15 protein-coding genes are annotated in these 19310 nt (G+C 72.5%); 8 read left to right on the top strand and 7 right to left on the bottom strand.

From position 1 onward, the window contains the following. The first annotated feature begins 181 nt into the window (after window positions 1-181). The 5 genes from BIV23_RS36320 (at window position 182) to BIV23_RS36300 (ending at window position 8728) form a co-directional block, all read left to right on the top strand. Complete coding sequence (locus tag BIV23_RS36320; RefSeq protein WP_071385231.1) at window positions 182-1960, top strand: M4 family metallopeptidase; 1779 nt, start codon at window positions 182-184, stop codon at window positions 1958-1960. Window positions 1961-2121: 161 nt separating this feature from the next. Beyond that, on the top strand, window positions 2122-3309 hold the full coding sequence (locus BIV23_RS36315; RefSeq protein ID WP_071385230.1) for an ROK family transcriptional regulator: 1188 nt from the start codon (window positions 2122-2124) through the stop codon (window positions 3307-3309). A 36-nt stretch (window positions 3310-3345) separates the two neighbouring features. After that, window positions 3346-5148, top strand: a complete 1803-nt coding sequence (locus BIV23_RS36310; protein ID WP_071385229.1) for an alpha-galactosidase D — start codon at window positions 3346-3348, stop codon at window positions 5146-5148. Window positions 5149-5162: 14 nt separating this feature from the next. Next, a complete protein-coding gene (locus tag BIV23_RS36305; protein ID WP_071385228.1) occupies window positions 5163-7511 on the top strand; it encodes a glycosyl hydrolase family 95 catalytic domain-containing protein in 2349 nt (782 codons plus the stop codon). Next, the gene (locus BIV23_RS36300) at window positions 7511-8728 is read left to right on the top strand and encodes an SGNH/GDSL hydrolase family protein (protein WP_071385227.1); all 1218 of its coding nucleotides are present in this window, start codon (window positions 7511-7513) and stop codon (window positions 8726-8728) included. The genes BIV23_RS36305 and BIV23_RS36300 overlap by 1 nt, the downstream gene beginning before the upstream one ends. Before the next feature lie 22 nt (window positions 8729-8750). Here BIV23_RS36300 and BIV23_RS36295 read toward each other — a convergent pair whose 3' ends face one another. Genes BIV23_RS36295 through BIV23_RS36285 form a run of 3 tightly spaced genes read right to left on the bottom strand, consistent with a single transcriptional unit; the run spans window position 8751 to window position 12274 of the window. Continuing rightward, on the bottom strand, window positions 8751-9110 hold the full coding sequence (locus BIV23_RS36295; RefSeq protein WP_071385226.1) for a UBP-type zinc finger domain-containing protein: 360 nt from the start codon (window positions 9108-9110) through the stop codon (window positions 8751-8753). Beyond that, window positions 9107-10561 (bottom strand): ATP-binding protein, encoded by a 1455-nt coding sequence (locus BIV23_RS36290; RefSeq protein WP_071385225.1) that lies wholly within the window; start codon window positions 10559-10561, stop codon window positions 9107-9109. Before BIV23_RS36290 ends, BIV23_RS36295 begins: the two co-directional genes overlap by 4 nt. Window positions 10562-10597: 36 nt before the next feature. Beyond that, a complete protein-coding gene (locus tag BIV23_RS36285) occupies window positions 10598-12274 on the bottom strand; it encodes an NAD(P)/FAD-dependent oxidoreductase (protein ID WP_071385224.1) in 1677 nt (558 codons plus the stop codon). Between the two features lie 352 nt (window positions 12275-12626). Here BIV23_RS36285 and BIV23_RS36280 point away from each other — a divergent pair, with 352 nt between their 5' ends. Beyond that, window positions 12627-13493 (top strand): universal stress protein, encoded by an 867-nt coding sequence (locus tag BIV23_RS36280; protein WP_071385223.1) that lies wholly within the window; start codon window positions 12627-12629, stop codon window positions 13491-13493. A gap of 1 nt (window position 13494) precedes the next feature. Here BIV23_RS36280 and BIV23_RS36275 read toward each other — a convergent pair whose 3' ends face one another. From BIV23_RS36275 to BIV23_RS36265, 3 genes are all read right to left on the bottom strand, one after another. Then, the gene (locus BIV23_RS36275) at window positions 13495-14730 is read right to left on the bottom strand and encodes a DUF4032 domain-containing protein (RefSeq protein WP_071385222.1); all 1236 of its coding nucleotides are present in this window, start codon (window positions 14728-14730) and stop codon (window positions 13495-13497) included. Window positions 14731-15008: 278 nt separating this feature from the next. Further along, complete coding sequence (locus BIV23_RS36270; RefSeq protein ID WP_071385221.1) at window positions 15009-15755, bottom strand: MBL fold metallo-hydrolase; 747 nt, start codon at window positions 15753-15755, stop codon at window positions 15009-15011. A gap of 85 nt (window positions 15756-15840) precedes the next feature. After that, window positions 15841-16470: an alpha-ketoglutarate-dependent dioxygenase AlkB gene (locus BIV23_RS36265; protein ID WP_071385220.1), complete on the bottom strand. Its 630-nt coding sequence runs from the start codon at window positions 16468-16470 to the stop codon at window positions 15841-15843. Window positions 16471-16595: 125 nt separating this feature from the next. On the opposite strand from BIV23_RS36265, the gene BIV23_RS36260 reads away from it, so the two are divergent. Further along, window positions 16596-17234 (top strand): TetR/AcrR family transcriptional regulator, encoded by a 639-nt coding sequence (locus BIV23_RS36260; protein WP_245790822.1) that lies wholly within the window; start codon window positions 16596-16598, stop codon window positions 17232-17234. 35 nt (window positions 17235-17269) lie between these two features. Next, a complete protein-coding gene (locus BIV23_RS36255; protein ID WP_071385376.1) occupies window positions 17270-18943 on the top strand; it encodes an FAD-binding dehydrogenase in 1674 nt (557 codons plus the stop codon). Between the two features lie 27 nt (window positions 18944-18970). Here the strand turns inward: BIV23_RS36255 and BIV23_RS36250 are convergent, their stop codons facing one another. Then, on the bottom strand, window positions 18971-19270 hold the full coding sequence (locus BIV23_RS36250; RefSeq protein ID WP_071385219.1) for a DUF488 domain-containing protein: 300 nt from the start codon (window positions 19268-19270) through the stop codon (window positions 18971-18973). Window positions 19271-19310 lie beyond the last annotated feature (40 nt).

Genomic DNA, 19310 nt, shown 5'->3' with positions numbered 1-19310 from the left:
CGCATGTTCGTAAAGGATTGTCATGGAATATTGCGAAATCGATCATTCCGTCTTTACGTGCACATGACTGATCCGTAAGGGTTACCCCTCGGGGCCGGTCCGGTCCCCGTGGCGCCGAACCGTGCCACGCCGCAAGGCGGTTGGCGATCCCGGCCGCCTTCGAACGAAGGAACCCTGATCAGTGCGTAGACCGCACATACGCAGCGTCGCCGTCGCCGTCGCGGTGACGACCGCTGCCACGGGCCTGGCCGGTACGGCCTTCGCGGGCCCCGACACGGGGGTGGAGCGGTCCGCCGCGTCCGCCGGCACGAACACCTCGGCGGCGGTGGTGAAGGCGGCGCGGACCGCGGCCTTCACCCACGCCTCGGCGACCGGCGTCGCGCAGGGCGACGAACTGCACGCCCAGGACGTGATGATCGACCCCGAGGGCGCGCGGCACGTCCGCTTCGCCCGCACCCACAGCGGCATGCCGGTGCTCGGCGGCGACCTCGTCGTCCACCTCGACGCCGAGCTCGCCTACACGGGCGTGACCCGTGCGGCCGGCCACACCGTCACGCCGGCCACCACCCGGGCCAGGCTGACCGCGCAGCAGGCCGCCGCCAAGGCCGCCCAGGTCGCCAAGGGCGACGCGGGCAGCGCCCGGCTCGTGGTCGACGCCCGCGCCGGCGCCTCCGCCCTCGCCTACCAGGTGACGGTGACCGACCAGCAGGGCACCAACACGGTCGTCGTCGACGCCGTCACCGGCAAGGTGCGCAGCAACACCCCCGACAGTGACGAGTTCCTGTCCCCGAAGCTGCTCGCCGACCTGCGCAAGCACGGCCAGACGCTGGACCCGGCCACCGGCACAGCCGCCGCGCCCGACTCCGCCCTGGCCGCCTCCGGCGTCGCCCCGTACCCCACGGCGGGCAAGGGCACCGGCAAGACCCTCTTCGTGGGCACCGTCGGCCTGACCACCACGGCCACCTCGAAGGGTCACTACCTGCTCAAGGACCCGACCCGGTACGGCACCGAGACGCGCGACGCCAAGGGCTCGACCACCGAGAAGTTCAGCGCGGGTTCGACGTTCACCAGCACCACCGACGTGTGGGGCAACGGCACGACGGGCAACCGGGCCAGCGCCGCCGCGGACGCCCAGTACGGCATCACGAAGACGCTGGACTTCTACCGGTCCACCTTCGGCCGCAAGGGCATAGCCGACAACAGCAAGGCCGCCCAGGGCATGGTCCACTGGGGCAGCAGGGTCGCCAACGCCTTCTGGGACCCGACCTGCAACTGCATGCTGTACGGCGACGGCGACGGCAAGACCTTCAAGAAGCCGCTCGTCGTCCTCGACGTCACCGGTCACGAGCTGACCCACGGCGTCGTCGACGCGACCGCCAAGCTGGAGCCGACCTACGTCGACGCGCAGGGCAACCAGTACGGCGAGCCCGGCGCGCTGAACGAGTCCCTCGCGGACGTCTTCGGCTCGAACGTCGAGTTCTACGCCAACAACAAGAACGACACGCCGGACTACCTGATCGGCGAGAAGCTGGGCCTCGCGCAGAAGTTCCTGCGCCGCCTGGACCACCCCTCGCTCGACAAGCTCGAGGGCACGATCGACTCCTGGACGCCGGACACCTACTACACCGAGGTGCACGCGGGCTCCGGTGTCTCCTCGCACGCCTACTACCTCCTCGCCGAGGGCAGCGGCAAGAAGACGATCAACGGCGTCGCCTACGACTCGCCGACCTCCAACCACTCCACGGTCAAGGGCATCGGCCGCACCAAGGCCACCGCCATCTTCTACCGTGCGCTGACCCGCTACATGGTCTCCACGACCGACTTCCACGGCGCGCGCGTCGCGACGCTGCAGGCGGCCAAGGACCTGTACGGCGCGAACAGCACCGAGTACAAGACGGTGGACAAGGCGTGGGCCGCGGTCAACGTCACCGCCGCCAACACCCCGGCCGCCCGTCCCTGACGCGCGCGCCGTACCCCTGGATGCCCCGCCTCGTGCGGGGCATCCGCGTGTCCGGGCCGCGCAGTTGTCCGCGCGGACGCCCGTGGCTGCCCCAACTGCCTCCGTAACAGCACCTGTTTCTTTTATTGACAGCGGAAAATAACGGCCTTAGGTTCCCGGCCATGCGTTCGACCCCGCACGCCGAGGCGTTCCCCGCCCACACGCCGGCCGCCGCGCAGGTCTTCACGGCGGTGCTGTCCCACGGCCCGCTGACCCGGCTGGAGGCGGGCCGCCGGGCCGGGCTGTCCGCGGCCGCCGTCACCAAGGCCGTACGTCCCCTGCTGGCCGCCGGATACCTGGCCGAGGGCGCCGACGACGACGCCCGGCCCACCCCCGGCCGCCCCGCCGCCCTGGTCCGGGTCAACGGCGAACGGGCCCTGTTCCTCGGGGTGAAGGTCACCGGCGGCGAGCTGATCGCGGTCCTGACGGACCTGTGCTGCCGCATCCGGGTCGCCCGGCGCCGGCCCCTGCCCGACCGGGCGCCCGGACCCGTGCTGGCCTCGATCGCGGAGCTCGTCCAGGAACTCCTCGCGCACGCGGCCGAGTCGGACGCGCCGGTGGCCGGGCTCGGCATCGCCGTCTCCGGCGACGTCGACCGCGCCGAGGGCGTCGTACGCTACTCGCCGTTCCTGGACTGGCGGGACGTGCCCCTCGCCGACCTCGCCGCGACCACCACCGGACTGCCGGTCACCGTCGACCACGACGTGCGCGCGCTCACCGTCGCCGAGCAGTGGTTCGGCGCAGGCGCCGGGCTCGCGGACTTCGCCCTCGTGACCGTCGGCACCGGCATCGGCTGCGGGCTCGTCGTGCACGGGCGGGTGGTCGCCGGTGCCCATGGCGTGGCCGGGGAGATCGGCCACGTCGTCGTGGACCCCGCCGGACCCGCCTGCCACTGCGGCAACCGCGGCTGTGTCGAGGCGATCGCCGGCGAGTCCGCGATCGTCGCCCGCATGCGTGCGGTGACGGACCGTCATGTCACCGGCGTCACACAGGCGGTGGCCCTAGCACGCGACGGCGTGCCAGGCGCCCGCGAGGTGTACGAGCGCGCCGGGGAGGCCATCGGCCGGGGCATCGCCACCGTGGCCAACCTGCTCGGCCCCGAGCGCGTGATCATCTCCGGCGAGGGCCTCGCGGCCTACGACCTCTTCGCCGACCAGATCCGCCGGGCGTTCACCACGGCCGCATTCGGCTCCGCTGCCCGGTGCGACGTCCTGACCCGCCCGCTGCCCTTCGAGGAGTGGGCACGCGGCGCCGCGGCCGCCGCGATCCAGTCCTTCATCACCCACACCCCCGGCACCGGGCAGGGCTGAACCGCCCTGCCCGAACCCACCCTGGAGGTACGGCCCATGCGGTCACCCTCGCACTCCGTGCTGCCCGCCCGCGGGCTCAGAGCCGCCGTCGTCCTGGCCCTCACCGCGGGCCTCGCGACCGCCGTCCCGGCCACCGCACACGCGGCGCCTGAGCCGGTGATGGCGACCAAGCCCTATATGGGCTGGTCCAGTTGGAGCATGCAGTCCTCCAAGTACCCCGGCCTCAACCCGGACGGCGACTACAGCTACCTCACCGAGGCCAACGTCCTGAAGCAGGCCGGCGCCCTGGCCACCAAGCTGAAGCCGTACGGCTACGACTACATCGACATCGACTCGGGCTGGTGGCGGGACAACAGCTGGAAGCCCGGGTACGACGGCTACGCACGCCAGCAGGCCGACCCGGTCCGCTTCCCGCACGGCATGAAGGCGGTCGCCGACCGCATCCACGCGCTCGGCCTGAAGGCCGGGATCTATCTGCCGGTCGGCCTGGAGAAGGAGGCCTACGGCGACGGCAAGGTGCCCGTCTGGCACGCCGACGGCTGCACCACCGCCGGCATCGTCTACAACGACCTGCGCACGACCAACGGCTGGGACAGCGCCTACAAACTCGACCTGGCCAAACCCTGCGCCCAGAAGTACATCGACTCGCAGGCCCGGTTGCTGACCTCCTGGGGCTACGACTTCCTCAAGCTCGACGGCGTCGGCCCCGGCTCCTTCAAGAGCGGGGACAACTACGACAACGTCGCCGACGTGGCCGCCTGGCAGCAGGCCCTCGCCGCCACCGGCCGTCCCGTCCATCTGGAGCTCTCCTGGTCCCTGGACATCGGCCACGCCGCCGACTGGAAGAAGTACTCCGACGGCTGGCGCATCGACACCGATGTCGAGTGCTACTGCAACACCCTCGTCACCTGGGAGAACTCCGTCGACGACCGCTTCGACGACACCCCCGGCTGGACGCGGCACGCGGGCCCCGGCGGCTGGAACGACCTCGACTCCCTCGACATCGGCAACGGCGCCATGGACGGCCTGACCGAGGCCGAGCGGCAGAGCTACGCCACGCTGTGGGCCATCGCCAAGTCGCCTCTCTACACCGGCGACGACCTCACCAGGCTGGACGACTACGGCGTCAAGCTCCTCACCAACCGCGAGGTCATCGCCGTCGACCAGGGCGGCACCCCGCCCGCCCGGCCGGTCACCCCCTCCGACCCGCAGCAGGTCTGGGCGGCGAAGAGCCCCGACGGGACGTACACGGTCGCCCTGTTCAACCTCGCCGACCACCCCGCCGCCGTCACCGCCGACTTCTCCGCCCTCGGCTTCACCGGCAGGGCGTCCGTGCGGGACCTGTGGAACCACGAGAACGTGGGCTCGTACAAGAACAGGATCACCGAGGCCCTGCCCGCGCACGGCTCCCGCCTGTTCACCGTCACCCCGCACGGCAGCGCGCTGCGGACCACCGGCCACGAGGCCGAGTCCGCCGCCAACACCCTGACCGGCAACGCCTCCGTCGCCGACTGCTCCGCCTGCTCCGGCGGCAAGAAGGTCGGCAACCTCTACCTCGGCGGCGCCCTCCGCTTCAACGACATCGTCGTGGACCGACCCGGCACGTATCTCGTCAAGGTCGCGTACGTCAGCGGGGACGCCCGGTCGGTCAACATCTCGGCCAACTCCGGTGCGGCGGTGTCCCATCGCTTCCCCTCGACCGGCGACTGGAGCACCGTCGAGACCGTGAGCGTCCCCGTCACCCTCAAAGCAGGCGCCAACACCGTGACGTTCGACAGCGGTTCGAACTACGCACCGGACATCGACCGCATCGACGTCCCCGTATCGCCGCGCCAGTGAGATCGGAGCCCGCCATGGACACCCCTCCCAGCAGACGCGGCTTCCTCGCCCTCGCCGCCGCCACCGGAGCGCTCGTCACGCTGCCCGCGTTCACCGCCACCGCCGCGCCGCGGCGCCCGGCCGAGGGGCCCGTGGCGGATCCCCGGCACCAGCTCTGGTGGCAGGCACCGGCCGATGAGAAGTCGCTGATCACCCAGGGCCTGCCCATCGGCAACGGCCGGCTCGGCGCCCTCGCGACCAACGACCCCGGCCGGGAACTGCTGCTCGTCACCGATGCCACGATGTGGACCGGCGGCCGCAACGACACCCTCGACTCCGACGGCCAGTTCCCCTACGGCCGCGACGACTTCGGCTCCCTCACCCTGCTCGCCCGGCTCACCGTCGACGTGCCGGACCACGACCTGTCCGCCGTCAACGGCTACCGCCGCACCCTCGACCTCGCCCAGGGCGTCGTGACGACGTCGTACGTCCGCGCCGGAGTCACCTACCGGCGGCAGCTGTTCGCCAGCCGCCCCGACGACGTCCTCGTCCTGCACCTCACGCAGAGCGGCGGCGGACAGTACACCGGCACCGTCACCCTCGACGGCACCCACGGAGAGACCGGGGGCGCGGCCGACTCCTTTGCCGGGGCGTTCCCCAACGGGCTGACGTACGGCGCCGCCGTCACCGCCCACGGCAACGGCGGCAGCGTCCGGGTCGACGGCCCCCGCATCACCTTCTCCGGCTGCCGGGAGCTGACGGTGATCCTGAGCGGCGGCACGAACTACGCGCCCGACCCCGCCGCCCACTACCGCGACCCGTCCCTCGACCCCCTGACGCTGGCCCGCGGCAAGGTGCGCGCCGCCGCCCGCCACTCCGCCGCCACCCTGCTGCGCACGCACACCGCCGACCACCGCGCCCTCTTCGACCGGTTCGGCCTCTCCCTCGGCACCTCGACCGCCGAGCAGCGCGCACGGGACACCTGGGAGCGGATCCAGGCCCGCGCCCGGGACGGCGCACCGGACCCCGAACTGGAAGCGGCCTACGTCCAGTTCGGCCGATACCTGATGATCTCCGGCTCCCGGGGCAGCCTGCCGCTCGGCCTCCAGGGGCTCTGGCTCGACGGCAACGACCCGGACTGGATGGGCGACTACCACACCGACATCAACCTCCAGATGAACTACTGGATGGCCGACCGGGCGGGCCTCACCCCGTGCTTCGACGCCCTCACCGACTACTGCCTCGCCCAGCTCCCGTCCTGGACCGACCTCACCCGGCGCCTGTTCGGCGACCCGCGCAACCGCTACCGCAACTCCGGCGGAACGAACGCCGGCTGGACCCTGGCCATCTCCACCAACCCCCACGGCGGGGGCGGCTGGTGGTGGCACCCCGCCGGCAACGCCTGGCTCGCCAACACCCTGTTCGAGCACTACGAGTTCACCGGCTCCCGCACCCATCTGGCCAAGATCTACCCGCTGTTGAAGGGCGCCTGCGAGTTCTGGGAGGCCCGCCTGCTCCCCACCACGCTGCCCGGCACCGGCCAGGAGGTCCTGATCGCCGACAGCGACTGGTCCCCGGAACAGGGCCCGCTCGACGCCAAGGGCATCACCTACGCACAGGAACTGGTGTGGGCACTGTTCGGCAACTACCGGACGGCCGCTGCCCGGTTGGGGCGGGACTCCGACTACGCGGCCGCCGTCGGCACCCTGCGCGAGCGGCTGTACCTGCCGGTGGTGAGCCCGAAGACCGGGTGGCTGGAGGAGTGGATGTCCCCGGACAACCTCGGCGAGACCACGCACCGGCACCTGTCCCCGCTGATCGGCCTCTTCCCCGGCGACCGCATCCGGCCCGACGGCTCCACCCCCGCCGGGATCGTCGCCGGTGCCACCGCCCTGCTCACCGCGCGCGGCATGAACAGCTTCGGCTGGGCCAACGCCTGGCGCGCCCTGTGCTGGGCCCGGCTGAAGAACGCCGAGAACGCCTACCGGCTCGTCGTCAACAACCTGCGCCCCTCCGAGAGCGGCAGCAACGGCACCGCCCCCAACCTCTTCGACATCTACGAGGTCTCCCAGGGCCGGGGCATCTTCCAGATCGACGCCAACTTCGGCACCCCGGCCGCCGTCGCCGAGATGCTGCTGTACTCCCGGCCGGGACACCTCGAACTGCTCCCGGCCCTGCCGGACGCCTGGGCGGCCGCCGGCTCGGTGACCGGGGCCGGGGCCCGCGGCGGGTTCGTCGTCGACCTCGCCTGGCGGGAGGGCAGACCCACCGAGGTGCGCATCTGCAGCATCGGCGGGACGATGACCTCCGTGGGGTACGCAGGCACGTCCCGGACCGTCCGCGTACGGCCCGGCGAGTCCGTCACACTCCGGGACTTCGCGTGATGAGCGGCAGGATCGGACGCGGCTGCCGCGTCGTCGCCGCCCTGCTCACAGCCGCCGTCTGCCAGTCCCTGCCCGCTCAGGCCGCCGCCCTGCCCGGGCCCGTCACCCGCGCCACCGGAGTCGTCACCTGGGCCGCCAGTGCCGACCGCATGAGCGAGGGCGCGGCGGACGAGAGCTACCGGATGATCGTGCACACCAGCGTCGGCGGAAGCGGTCTGCGGGTCCGCGTGACCAACGCCTTCGGCGACCGCCCGCTGACCCTGGACAGCGTCTGGGCCGGCCGGCGCGACCACGGCGCCGCTCTGCGGCACGGCAGCAACCGGCGGCTGACCTTCGGCGGCGCCCGCTCGGTCACCGTGCCGCCGGGCGCCGTCGTCTGGAGCGATCCGCTGCCCGGCACGCTGCCGCCCGGCACGGACCTCGCCGTCAGCCTGCACACCCCGCACGCGGCTGGCCCCGCGACCGGCCACGGGATGGCGATGCAGACGTCGTACACCGGCCGGGGTGACCACACGGCCGAGGAGAGCGGCGCCGACTGGACGGGGACGACCGGGTCCTGGTGGTATCTCGACGCCGTCTCCGTACGGCCCTCCCGCGCCGCCGTCCGGGCCGTCGCCGCGCTCGGCGACTCCATCACCGACGGCTGGCACTCCACCACCGACCTGAACCGCCGCTGGCCCGACTACCTCGCCCGGCGCCTGAACACCGCCCGCACCGACCTCAAGGGTGTCGCGAACGAGGGGATCTCCGGCAACCAGGTTCTCGCGGACGGAGCAGGCCAGAGCGCACTGCACCGGCTGGACCGGGACGTGCTGTCCCTGCCGGGCGTGCGCACCGTGTTCCTCTTCGAGGGCGTGAACGACATCAAGGCGCACACGGGTGTCACCGCCGCCCAACTCGTCGCCGGCTACCGGGAGATCACCCGGCGGGCGCACGCGGCCGGTAAGTGCGTCGTCGCCGCCACCGTCGGCCCGTTCAAGGGCTGGCCCGACTGGGACCCGGCCGCCGAGACCGTACGCCGGCAGGTCAACCGGTACCTGCGTACCACCCGTGACGTCGACGCGCTCGCCGACTTCGACCGGGTCCTGCGCAGCCCCTACGACCCGGAACGGATCCTGCCGTTCTTCGACGACGGCGACCATCTGCACCCCAACGACAAGGGCATGCAGGCCATGGCCGACGCCGTCGACCTGGGCCGCCTGAACTGCGCCCGCTGAGCCCGCCGGGCCCGCCGACGGCTCAGCGCAGCGTCTCGGCCCAGTTCGCCGGTACCCGTCCCGCCGGGCCGGGTACCGGCTGGTCGGCGGGGTGGCAGGCCGGCGGGGCGAGTTCGGGCCCGGAGACGTACAACTCGTCCTTGGCGTAGTCCCAGAACCATTCCTCGCCCGGCTCGAAGCTCCGGATCACCGGGTGTCCCGTGGCGTGGTAGTGGGCGGTGGCGTGTTTCTCGGGGGAGTCGTCGCAGCAGCCGATGTGTCCGCACCGCGCGCACCGGCGCAGATGGAACCACCAGCCGCCGGCCTCCTCGCACTCCACGCACCCGGTGCCGCTGGGCGGGACGGCCGGGTCGATCGCCTCTGTTCCCTCGGTCGCGCTCATACCGTCTCCTCCTCGTCAGGTGTCTCGGCGGTCAGCGGCAGCAGCACCTGGAACCGGGTGTCGCCGGGCACCGACTCCACGCGCAGCGAGCCGTGGTGCTTGTTGACGACGATCCGCCAGGAGATGTCCAGACCCAGCCCGGTGCCCTCGCCGACCGGTTTCGTGGTGAAGAACGGGTCGAAGATCCGGTCCTTGTTCTCGGGCGGCACGCCCGGACCGGTGTCCCGGAACTCCACCAGCAGCCGCTCGTGGTCGAGCGCCGTGCGCACGGTCAACGTGCCCGTGCCGCCCGCGCTGTTGACGGCGGACACCGCGTTGTCGATCAGGTTGGTCCACACCTGGTTCAGCTCCGCCGGATAGGCGGGCACCGGCGGGAGCGTACGGTCGTACTCCTTGACGACCTCGATGCCCGCGCCGATCTTGCCGGAGAGCATCAGCAGGGTGCTGTCGAGGAGTTCGTGCACGTCGACCACCCGGTACGGCGCCCGGTCCAGCTGGGAGTACTGCTTGGCGGCGTCCACGAGATGCGAGATCCGGGTGGTGGAGTCCTCGATCTCGTTCATCAACAGCTCGGTCTCGATGGTGTAGTTGAGCCAGCCGACCGCTCCGGGCAGGATCTCCGTGTCCACGGCCGCCGCGACCTGCTCGAGCCAGTCGACGTCGAGCCCGGCCTGCACGAAGGTCGGCGCCAGCTGCCAGCCGTTGTCCATGCCGTGGTCGTCCAGCCAGTCGGTCAGCAGGTCCTCGCGGTCGGCGGCCTCGATCGGGCTGAGCACCGGGGCCTTGGCGACCCGCTCGGCGGTGCGCTCCTGGACCTCGATCAGGCTCGCCAACGCCTCGCGGGAGAAGGGGCCCTCGGCGATCACGGCCAGCTTGTGCCGCATCTTCGCGACCCGTTCGCGCAGCGTGGCCGTGGCCCGCACGGCCGCCGCCGCGGGGTTGTTCAGCTCGTGCGTGAGCCCCGCCGACAGCGAGCCGAGCGCCAGCAGCCGCTCCCGCTGCCCGATCGTCGCCTGGGCGCTCTTCGATCCGAAGAACAGCCCCTCCAGCAGATGCACGGCCATCGGGAACCAGTCGGTCATGACCTCCGCGAAGACGTCCGCCGGCAGCACGAAGAAGCGGGTCGGCACCGTCACCCGCATCGAGTTGTTGTAGACCTGCCGCACCCGGTCGCCGATGTAGGCCTGCATCGCGCCCGCGTACACCCCGGACTGGGAGGAACGGGTGACCTCCACGTCGTCGCCGCCGACCCGGCGGGACAGCACCACCGTGCCCTCGATCATCACGAAGAAACACGTGGCGGCGTCGCCCTCGGTGTAGACCGGGCCGGGTTCGAACAGCTCCACCCGCCCGTCCCTGCACAGCCGCCCGAGCTGCTCGGGGCTCAGCTTCTCGAAGAGGAACAGCGAGCTGATCTCCTTCGGACTGCACGGCATGATCCGACCGCTCATGACCTCTCCAGACCGTTCATGGCTGCTTCAGACCGTTCATGACTGTTCGAGATAGCGATGGACGAGCATCACGGCCATGGCTCCCTCGCCGACGGCGGACGCGACGCGCTTCGCGGACTCGGCGCGCGCGTCACCCGCCACGAACACACCGGGCACGCTGGTCTCCAGGTGGTACGGCGGCCGGTCCAGCTCCCAGCCGGGCGGCGGGCTCCCGTCGGGGCTCAGGTCGGGCCCGGCCAGGATGAACCCGCGCTCGTCGCGCAGCACGGAATCGCCCAGCCAGTCCGTCAGCGGGGCGGCACCGATGAACACGAACAGCCACTGGGCGTCGACCCGTTCGCGCTCCCCGGTCCCCGTGTGCCGCAGCGTCACCTGCTCCAGGTGGTCCGAGCCGTGCGCCGCCTCCACGACCGTGTGCGGGCGCACCGAGATGTTCGGCGCCTCGTTGATCTGCTGGATCAGGTAGTACGACATCGACGCCGACAGATCCGGTCCGCGCACCAGCAGCGTCACCGACTTCGCGCCCCGGGACAGGTACATCGCCGCCTGGCCCGCCGAGTTGGCGCCGCCGACGATGTAGATGTCCTGCCCCTGGCAGGCCGCCGCCTCGGTCAGCGCCGAGCCGTAGAACACCCCGCAGCCGGTCAGGTCGGTGCAGCCGGCGGCGTCCAGCTGCCGGTACTGCACGCCGGTCGCGAGGATCACGCTGTGCGCCGCGATCGCCGTACCGTCCGCGAACCGGACGACGCGGGCGGCGCCGTTGACCTCCAGCCCGGTCACCTCCCGCGCGGTCAGGATCTCGGCGCCGAACCGGGCCGCCTGCCGCCGCGCCCGCTCGGTGAGCTGGGCGCCGGAGACCCCGTCGGGGAAGCCCAGGTAGTTCTCGATCCGCGAGCTCTGCCCGGCCTGCCCACCGGTCGCCGACCGCTCCACCAGCACGGTCCGAAGCCCCTCGGAGGCCCCGTACACGGCGGCTCCGAGCCCGGCGGGCCCGCCGCCGATCACGACGAGGTCGTAGAAATCGGCCATGGGCGTCGTCGCCAGGCCCACCTTCGCCGCCAGCTCGGGGGCCTCCGGCTCGACCAGGGCGGTGCCGTCCGGGGTGATCACCAGCGGCAGCCGCTGACCGTCCTGCCCGGCCGCGGCCAGCAGCCGGTGCCCCTCCGGCTCGTCCACCGAGTACCAGCGGTACGGCACCTGGTTGCGGGCCAGGAACTCGCGCACGTCCGACGAACGGGCCGACCAGCGGTGCCCGACCACCTTGGTGCTGGGCACGGGCCGGTAGGCGCTGCACCGCCAGGCCTGCAGCAGATCGTCGAGCACCGGATAGAGCTTCTCCTCCGGCGGGTCCCACGGTTTGAGCAGATAGTGATCGAGATCCACCACGTTGATCGCGTCGATCGCCGCGTTCGTGTCCGCGTACGCGGTGAGCAGCACGCGCCGCGCCCCCGGATACACGTCGAGCGCCAGCTCCAGGAACTCGATGCCGTTCATCTGCGGCATGCGGTAGTCGGCCAGGATCACCGCCACCAGATCGCCGCGCAGCTTCAGCTCACGCAGCGCCTCCAGCGCGGACTGGCCGGATTCCGCCCGCACGATCCGGTACGACTCGCCGTAGCGCCGCCGCAGATCGCGTGCGACGGCACGGGACACGCCCGGGTCGTCGTCCACGGTCAGGATGACGGTCCGCGCTGTCTCGGCGGCCTGTGTCATGCCTCTCCCACCCCGAGCTTCGGTTCCCGCGGCCGGCGTCCGGGGAACGCCGCACCGGTTCTCAGCCATCGTATGTTCGATCGCGCCGGTCCGCCCCGGGATACCGAGGAGACGGTGATCAGTCCGGCCGGCGCTGCCCGAGCACACGGAACTCGTCGCGCTCGGGGCCGGCGGGCACCGTCCACGGTTCGTGGCCGCTCCGGCCGATGAGCCCGAGCAGCCGCTCCGGCACGGGCCGGTTCCCGAACCCGTCGGTGTGGGCCGCGGGCCGGTGCCCGTGTCTCTGCGCCGGTGCCGCGGCCGCGAGATGATCGTCCCGCAGGACGCGCCGCGGCGACGAGGAGGCCCACGCATGACACGCCCGATCACGGCAGGGGTGGACGGTTCCGAGGAGAGCCTGGCCGCACTGGACTGGGCCGCCCGGGAAGCGGTACGGCGGGGGCTGCCGCTGCGGGTGGTGCACGCGTGGCGCTACACCGAGCAGCTCGCCACGGCCGACCGGAGCACCCAGCAGGGTTGGGTGTCGGACGGCGTGACGCAGGCCGTGCGGGGCGTCGCCGAACGGCATCCGGGCCTCCACCCGGCCGTCGACGTCGTCGAGGGCGAGCCCGTGCACACGCTGGCCCGGGCGGCGGCGGAGGCCGAGATGCTGGTGCTGGGCTCGCGGGGGCACGGCCCGCTCGTCGGGTTCCTGCTCGGCTCCGTCGGCCGGCAGGTGATCGCCGAGGCGAGCGGGCCGGTCGTGCTCGTGCGCGCCGGGGACAGGGCGGCGGCCGAAGCCGCCGGGCGGGACGTCGTGGTCGGCCAGCAGGGCGACGGCGACGACAGCGCGGCCGCGCTGCGGTTCGCGTTCGAGACGGCGGCGGCGCGCCGTGCGACCGTCCGGGCCGTGCGGGCGTGGACGCTGCCGCCGGTCTTCGCCTACAGCCCCGGCTCGCTGGAGCTGCTGGACGACGCCGGCGGCCTCGAACCGTACGAGAGGGAGGCCCTGAGCCAGGCGCTGAAGCCCTGGCGGGAGCGGTTCCCCGAGGTGCCGGTGGCCGAGCAGGTCGAGATGGGCAGCGCGGGCCAGGTGCTGCTGGAGGCGGCGAGCCGGGCCCAGCTGATGGTGGTCGGGCGCCGGGCGCACCGCAGCGCGGTGGGCGCCCGGATCGGGTCGGTCGCACACGGGGTGCTGCACCACGCCGGGTGCCCGGTCGCCGTCGTCCCGCACGACTGACCTACTCGGGGCCGGCGGGCTCCAGCGCCGCCCGCGCGCTGGGCAGGACGTTCTCTATGTAGTCCTCGACGGCCGTGCCGAGGCCGATGTCGTGCTGAGCGTGCTCCGACAGGTACCAGCGGTGCTCCAGGAGCTCGTGGTAGATCTGGGCCGGGTCCATCGAGCCGCGCAGGTCCGGCGGCACGGCCCGCACGGTCGGCCGGAACACGTCCCGCACCCAGCGGTGGGCGAGCACCTCGGGACGGGCGGCGAGGGGATCGCCGGGCGCGTAGTCGTCCTGGGTGGCCATCCAGCTCTCCAGGTCGCCCAGCAGCCGCCTAGCCTGGTTCTCCTCGGTGTCCAGGCCGGTCAGCCGCAGCAGTTGGCGCTGGTGGTGGCCGGCGTCCACGACCTTCGGCACGAAGGTGACCGAGTCGCCGTTCGAGGAGTGCTCGATCTGCATCTCGGCCACGTCGAAGCCCAGCTCGTTCAGCCGTCGGATGCGGCGCTCGATGTAGTGGTACTTGCCCGCCGGGTACACCGAGGTCCGGGTCAGCTCCTGCCACAGCCCCTGGTACCGGGTGCAGATCTCGTGCCCGAACCCCACCGGCTCGACCGACGGGTGCAGCGCGCCGGACGCCTCCAGGTCCAGCAGCTCGCCGCTGATGTTCACCCGGGCCAGGTCGAGGTCGTACTCCCGCTGCCCGGGGCTCAGTCGCGGGTGCAGGTCGCCGGTCTCGGCGTCGACGAGATAGGCGGCGTAGGCGCCCGCGTCACGCCGGAAGAGAGTGTTGGACAGCGAGCAGTCGCCCCAGGCGAACCCGGCCAGGTGCAGACGGACCAGCAGCACGGCGAGGGCGTCCATCAGCCGGTGCATGGTCGCCGGGCGCATGGTCGTCTCGAACATCGACCGGTACGGCATCGAGCCGCGCAGATGCCGCGTGATCAGGACCGGCTCCAGTGGTTCGCCCGCGGCGCCGGTGCGGCCGGTGACCACCGCGAGCGGGTCGACGGCCGGGATGCCGAGCCGGTCGAGGTCGCGCAGCAGCTCGTACTCGCGCAGCGCGGGCCGCTCGGCCAGTTCCTTGACGGCGATCACCTCGTCACCGGCGTGCGCGTACCGCACCACGTGCCGCGAGATGCCACGAGGGAGCGGTACGAGGTACTCCTCGGGCCACTCCTCAAGCGGCACGTCCCAGGGCAGGGCGAGCAGGAGCGCGGGGTGCTCCGGGTTCGTGGCGTTGATCTGCAGGGCCATGCCACGCACCCTAAGGCCCCGCGCGGACGTTCCGGAAAGCTCTTTCCCCGCCTGACCGGCCCTGGTGCCGCAACAGGCAACGTTCGCCCCGTCGCGACGCCCTGCACGCTCCCTCAGCCTGCGGCCGGGGGTGCCCCCACTCGCCCCACCGGCCGAAAGCCCGAGTACGTCCAGTACGAGGGCTTCCGGCCGGCACTCCCCCAGCCTTCGGCCGGGGGGACCCCCAGAGCACGCACCGGACGCCGCTCCTTGACGGGCAAACGTTGCCTGCCGCGGCCCTAGGAAGCCCGCTCCAGCGCCAGTTCGGCCGCCGCGCGCACCGAGCCCCGGTGGACCGGACCGTGGCCCGGCAGCAGGATGTCGCCCGCCAGCTCGCCGATCGGCTTCAGGGAGGTGAGCGCCTGGGCGCGGTCGTGGTGGAAGAAGTCGGTCAGCAGCTGCGGGCCCTTGATCCGCGAGATCGCGTGCCCGCTGACCAGCGCGTCGCCGGAGATGACGACCCCCGCGTCGGGCAGGTGGTAGACGCAGTGGCCGTCGGTGTGGCCGGGGGTGTGCACCGGCACCGGACGGCCGGGCAGATCCAGCGGGCCGTCGGCCGGGAACGGCTCGGGGGCGGCGACCGGGTGCTGCTCCATGCCGCCGACCCGCAGCGTGTGCACGGCCCAGGGCAGGACGCCCGGCCGCCAGATGCTGCGCACCACGTCGCCGACGGCGGCCTGCTGCAGGAACTCCCGGCGCGCGTGCCGGACTTCGACGGGATGCAGGACGACCGGGGTGCCGTGGGTGGCGCGCAGGTACTCCGCCGAGCCGAGATGGTCGTTGTGCGCGTGGGTGATCAGCACGGCGGCGACCGCCTCCGGCGAACTGCCCACCGCGGCCAGGGACTCCAGGACCCCCTGCCGGTCCCCGGGATAGCCGGTGTCCACCAGCGTGACGGCGTCGCCGTCCTTGAGGATCACCCAGTTGACGTTGTTGCCGTGTACCAGATAGGTGCCGTCGGCGACGTGGTGTACTTCTGCCCGCATGGTCTCCCCGCCCCGGTGGCCGCTGGTCGTCGTCGGACAGCCAACCAGATCGGGAGCCGTCGCGCACCGGCGGGTGCCCCACACGTCACCGCACGCCGCGCGGCCGGAACTGGACGCTGATGCGCGCTCCGGCGGCCCGCGCGCTCTTCGGCACGCAGTGCTCCCACGTGCGCTGGCAGGAGCCGCCCATCACGATCAGGTCGCCGTGCCCGAGCGGGCGCCGGACGGTCGCGCCGCCGGTGCCCCGGGGCCGCAGCAGAAGGTCCCGGGGCGCGCCGACGGAGAGGATCGCGACCATCGTGTCCTCGCGGGCGCCCCGCCCGATCCGGTCCCCGTGCCAGGCCACGCTGTCCCGGCCGTCGCGGTAGAGGCACAGCCCGGCCGTCGTGAAGGGCTCCCGCAGTTCCTCGGCGTAGTGCCGGGACAGGGTGTCGCGTGCCTCGTCCAGCACGGGATGGGGGAGCGGCTCCCCGGCCGCGTAGAAGGCCAGCAGCCGCGGCACGTCCACCACGTGGTCGTACATCGTGCGGCGCTCGGCGCGCCAGGGTACGTCCGCCACGAGCCGTTCGAACAGGGCGTCGGCCCCGCTCAGCCACCCCGGCAGCACATCGATCCAGGCGCCGGCGCCCAGCTCGGTCCGGCTCAGCCCGGCGAGCGGGCCGAGGCGCAGCTCGTCGGTCTGGTCGAACAGGGAGCCCTGGAGGTGCGTGGACATGCGTCCAGCGTACCTCGTAATCGAAAATACGTTCCCATTTCCTTTGTGGGAGGAGCGGAGGTCTTCGCGTGCCCCTTTCGATACATCGGTGTATCGAATACATTCATGTATCGAATGGAGGGCCGATGCCGATGTCGATGCCGCTGGGCGACACACCCAGACGCGTCACCCGGCGCCGCGTCGCGACCCGGGCCCGGCTGCTCGACGCCGCCTTCACGGTGTTCGCCGCCAAGGGCTTCGGCCGCGTCTCCATCGAGGAGATCTGCGACGCCGCGGGCTACAGCCGCGGCGCCTTCTACTCGAACTTCGCCACCCTGGACGAGCTGTTCTTCGCCCTCTACCAGGACCGCGCCGACGTCATCGCGGCCCAGGTCGCCGAGGCCCTGGCCCAGGACGGGCCCGGCCTCGACGTGCCGGCCGCCGTGGACCGGGTCACCGAGGTCCTGCTGCTCGACGTGGACTGGCTGCTGGTCAAGACCGACTTCCTGGTGCACGCCGCCCGCGACCCGGACGTCGCCCGGGCCCTCCTCGACCACCGCGCACGCCTGCGGGAGGCCGTCGCCGACCGGCTCTTCCGGGCCCGCGGCCACACCGAACTGCCCGCCGTGCTCGGCGACGTGGACAGTGCCGCGCACGCCGTGGTCGCCGCGTACGACGGGGTCACCACCCAACTGCTGCTGGACAAGGACGTCGAGGCCGCGCGGGCCTGGCTGAAGCAGCTGCTCACCGCGCTGCTGACCGACGGCAGCCGCACCCCCGTATGAGCACCGCCAGCACCGTCAGGAAGGACACAGTCGCCATGGACGCGGACGTCATCGTCGTCGGAGCGGGCCTCGCCGGGCTCGTCGCGGCGCACGAACTCAACCGCCGGGGCCGCAGGGTGGCCCTGGTCGACCAGGAGAACGCCGCCAACCTCGGCGGCCAGGCGTTCTGGTCCTTCGGCGGGCTCTTCCTCGTCGACTCCCCGGAGCAGCGCCGCCTCGGCATCAAGGACTCCTTCGACCTCGCCTGGAACGACTGGCAGGGCAGCGCGCAGTTCGACCGGCTGGCGGACGAGGACTCGTGGGCGGTGCGCTGGGCGCGCGCCTACGTCGAGTTCGCGGCCGGCGAGAAGCGCTCCTGGCTCCAGGGGCACGGCATCGAACTGCTGCCGACCGTCGGCTGGGCCGAACGCGGCGACCTGCGGGCGGACGGCCACGGCAACTCCGTGCCCCGCTTCCACATCGCCTGGGGCACCGGCACCGGCGTGGTCGAGCCGTTCGTGACGTACGCCCGCCAGGCCGCCCGGGACGGGCTGCTCACCTTCTACCACCGCCACCGGGTGGACGAGCTGGTCATCGAGGACGGCACGGCCCGCGGGGTGCGCGGCACGGTGCTCGCCGAGGACCGCTCGCCGCGCGGGGTGGCCTCCAACCGCGACCGCGCCGGCGACTTCGAACTCACCGCCCAGGCGGTCGTCGTCACCACCGGCGGTATCGGCGCCGACCACGACATCGTCCGCCGCTACTGGCCCGAGCGGCTCGGCACGCCCCCCGCCGAGATGGTCACCGGTGTCCCCGCCTACGTCGACGGCCGCATGCTCGACATCAGCGCCGGCGCGGGCGTCCGCCTGGTCAACCGCGACCGGATGTGGCACTACACCGAGGGCCTGCAGAACTGGGACCCGATCTGGCCCGGCCACGGCATCCGGATCCTGCCCGGCCCGTCCTCCATCTGGCTGGACGCCCTCGGCCGCCGGCTGCCCGACCCCTGCCTGCCCGGCTACGACACCCTCGGCACCCTCAAGTACCTGCGCACCACCGAGGACATCGCCGGGTACGACCACTCGTGGTTCATCCTCACCCGGAAGATCATCGAGAAGGAGTTCGCGCTCTCCGGCTCCGAGCAGAACCCGGACATCACCGCCAAGGACCGGGGCGCCGTACTGAAGGACCGGCTGCTCGGCAAGGGCGCGCCCGGACCGGTGCAGGCCTTCCTCGACCGGGGCGCGGACTTCGTGACCGCGGGCAGTCTGGAGCAGCTGGTCGGCAAGATGAACGCCCTCACCGACAAGCCGCTGCTGGACGCGGCCGAGGTGCGCCGCCAGATCGAGGCCCGCGACCTCCAGATCGCCAACCCCTACAGCAAGGACTCCCAGGTCCAGGGCATCCGCAACGCGCGCCGCTACATCGGCGACCGCCTCGGCCGGGTCGCCGGCCCGCACCGCATCCTCGACCCGGCCGCCGGGCCCCTCATCGGCGTGCGGATGCACGTGCTGACCCGCAAGACCCTCGGCGGCATCCAGACCGACCTCGACTCCCGCGCCCTGGCCGCCGACGGCACCCCGATCGAGGGGCTGTACGCGGCGGGCGAGGTGGCCGGCTTCGGCGGCGGCGGAGTGCACGGCTACAACGCGCTGGAGGGCACGTTCCTCGGCGGCTGCCTGTTCTCCGGCCGGGCGGCGGGCCGGCACGCCGCCCGGCAGACGGGCTGACGGGTACGCGAAGGGGGTCCGGAGGAGTCAGTGCTTCAGCAGGTCCAGCAGCACCCGGGCCTGGCTGTGCGCGGGCTCCTTCGACGCCGTCAGCAGCGTCACCGGGCCCTTGCGGACCGCCTTCCTGAGACCGTCGAGCAGTTCGGCGGCCTCAGGAGTCTTCAGCTCCTGCGTGCGCGGCGCGGTCGAGGGCGTGAGCCCCTTCGGCCACTCGTCGACGTGCGCCTCCTCCTTGCAGACGCCGCGCGGCCACAGCCGGTCCACCAGCACCCGCACGCCGTCGTCGGGGTCGGGCCCGTCGTAGATCCGGCGCGTACGCACGCTCACATCGGGCCCCTCCCGGGGCGCGGACGGTGTCGCGAGCCTC

Origin of the sequence: Streptomyces monashensis, assembly GCF_001866665.1 — a bacterium.
GTDB lineage: Bacteria > Actinomycetota > Actinomycetes > Streptomycetales > Streptomycetaceae > Streptomyces > Streptomyces monashensis.
The sequence above is the reverse complement of the archived record's forward strand: the minus strand, read 5'-3'. Positions and strand labels throughout refer to the sequence as shown.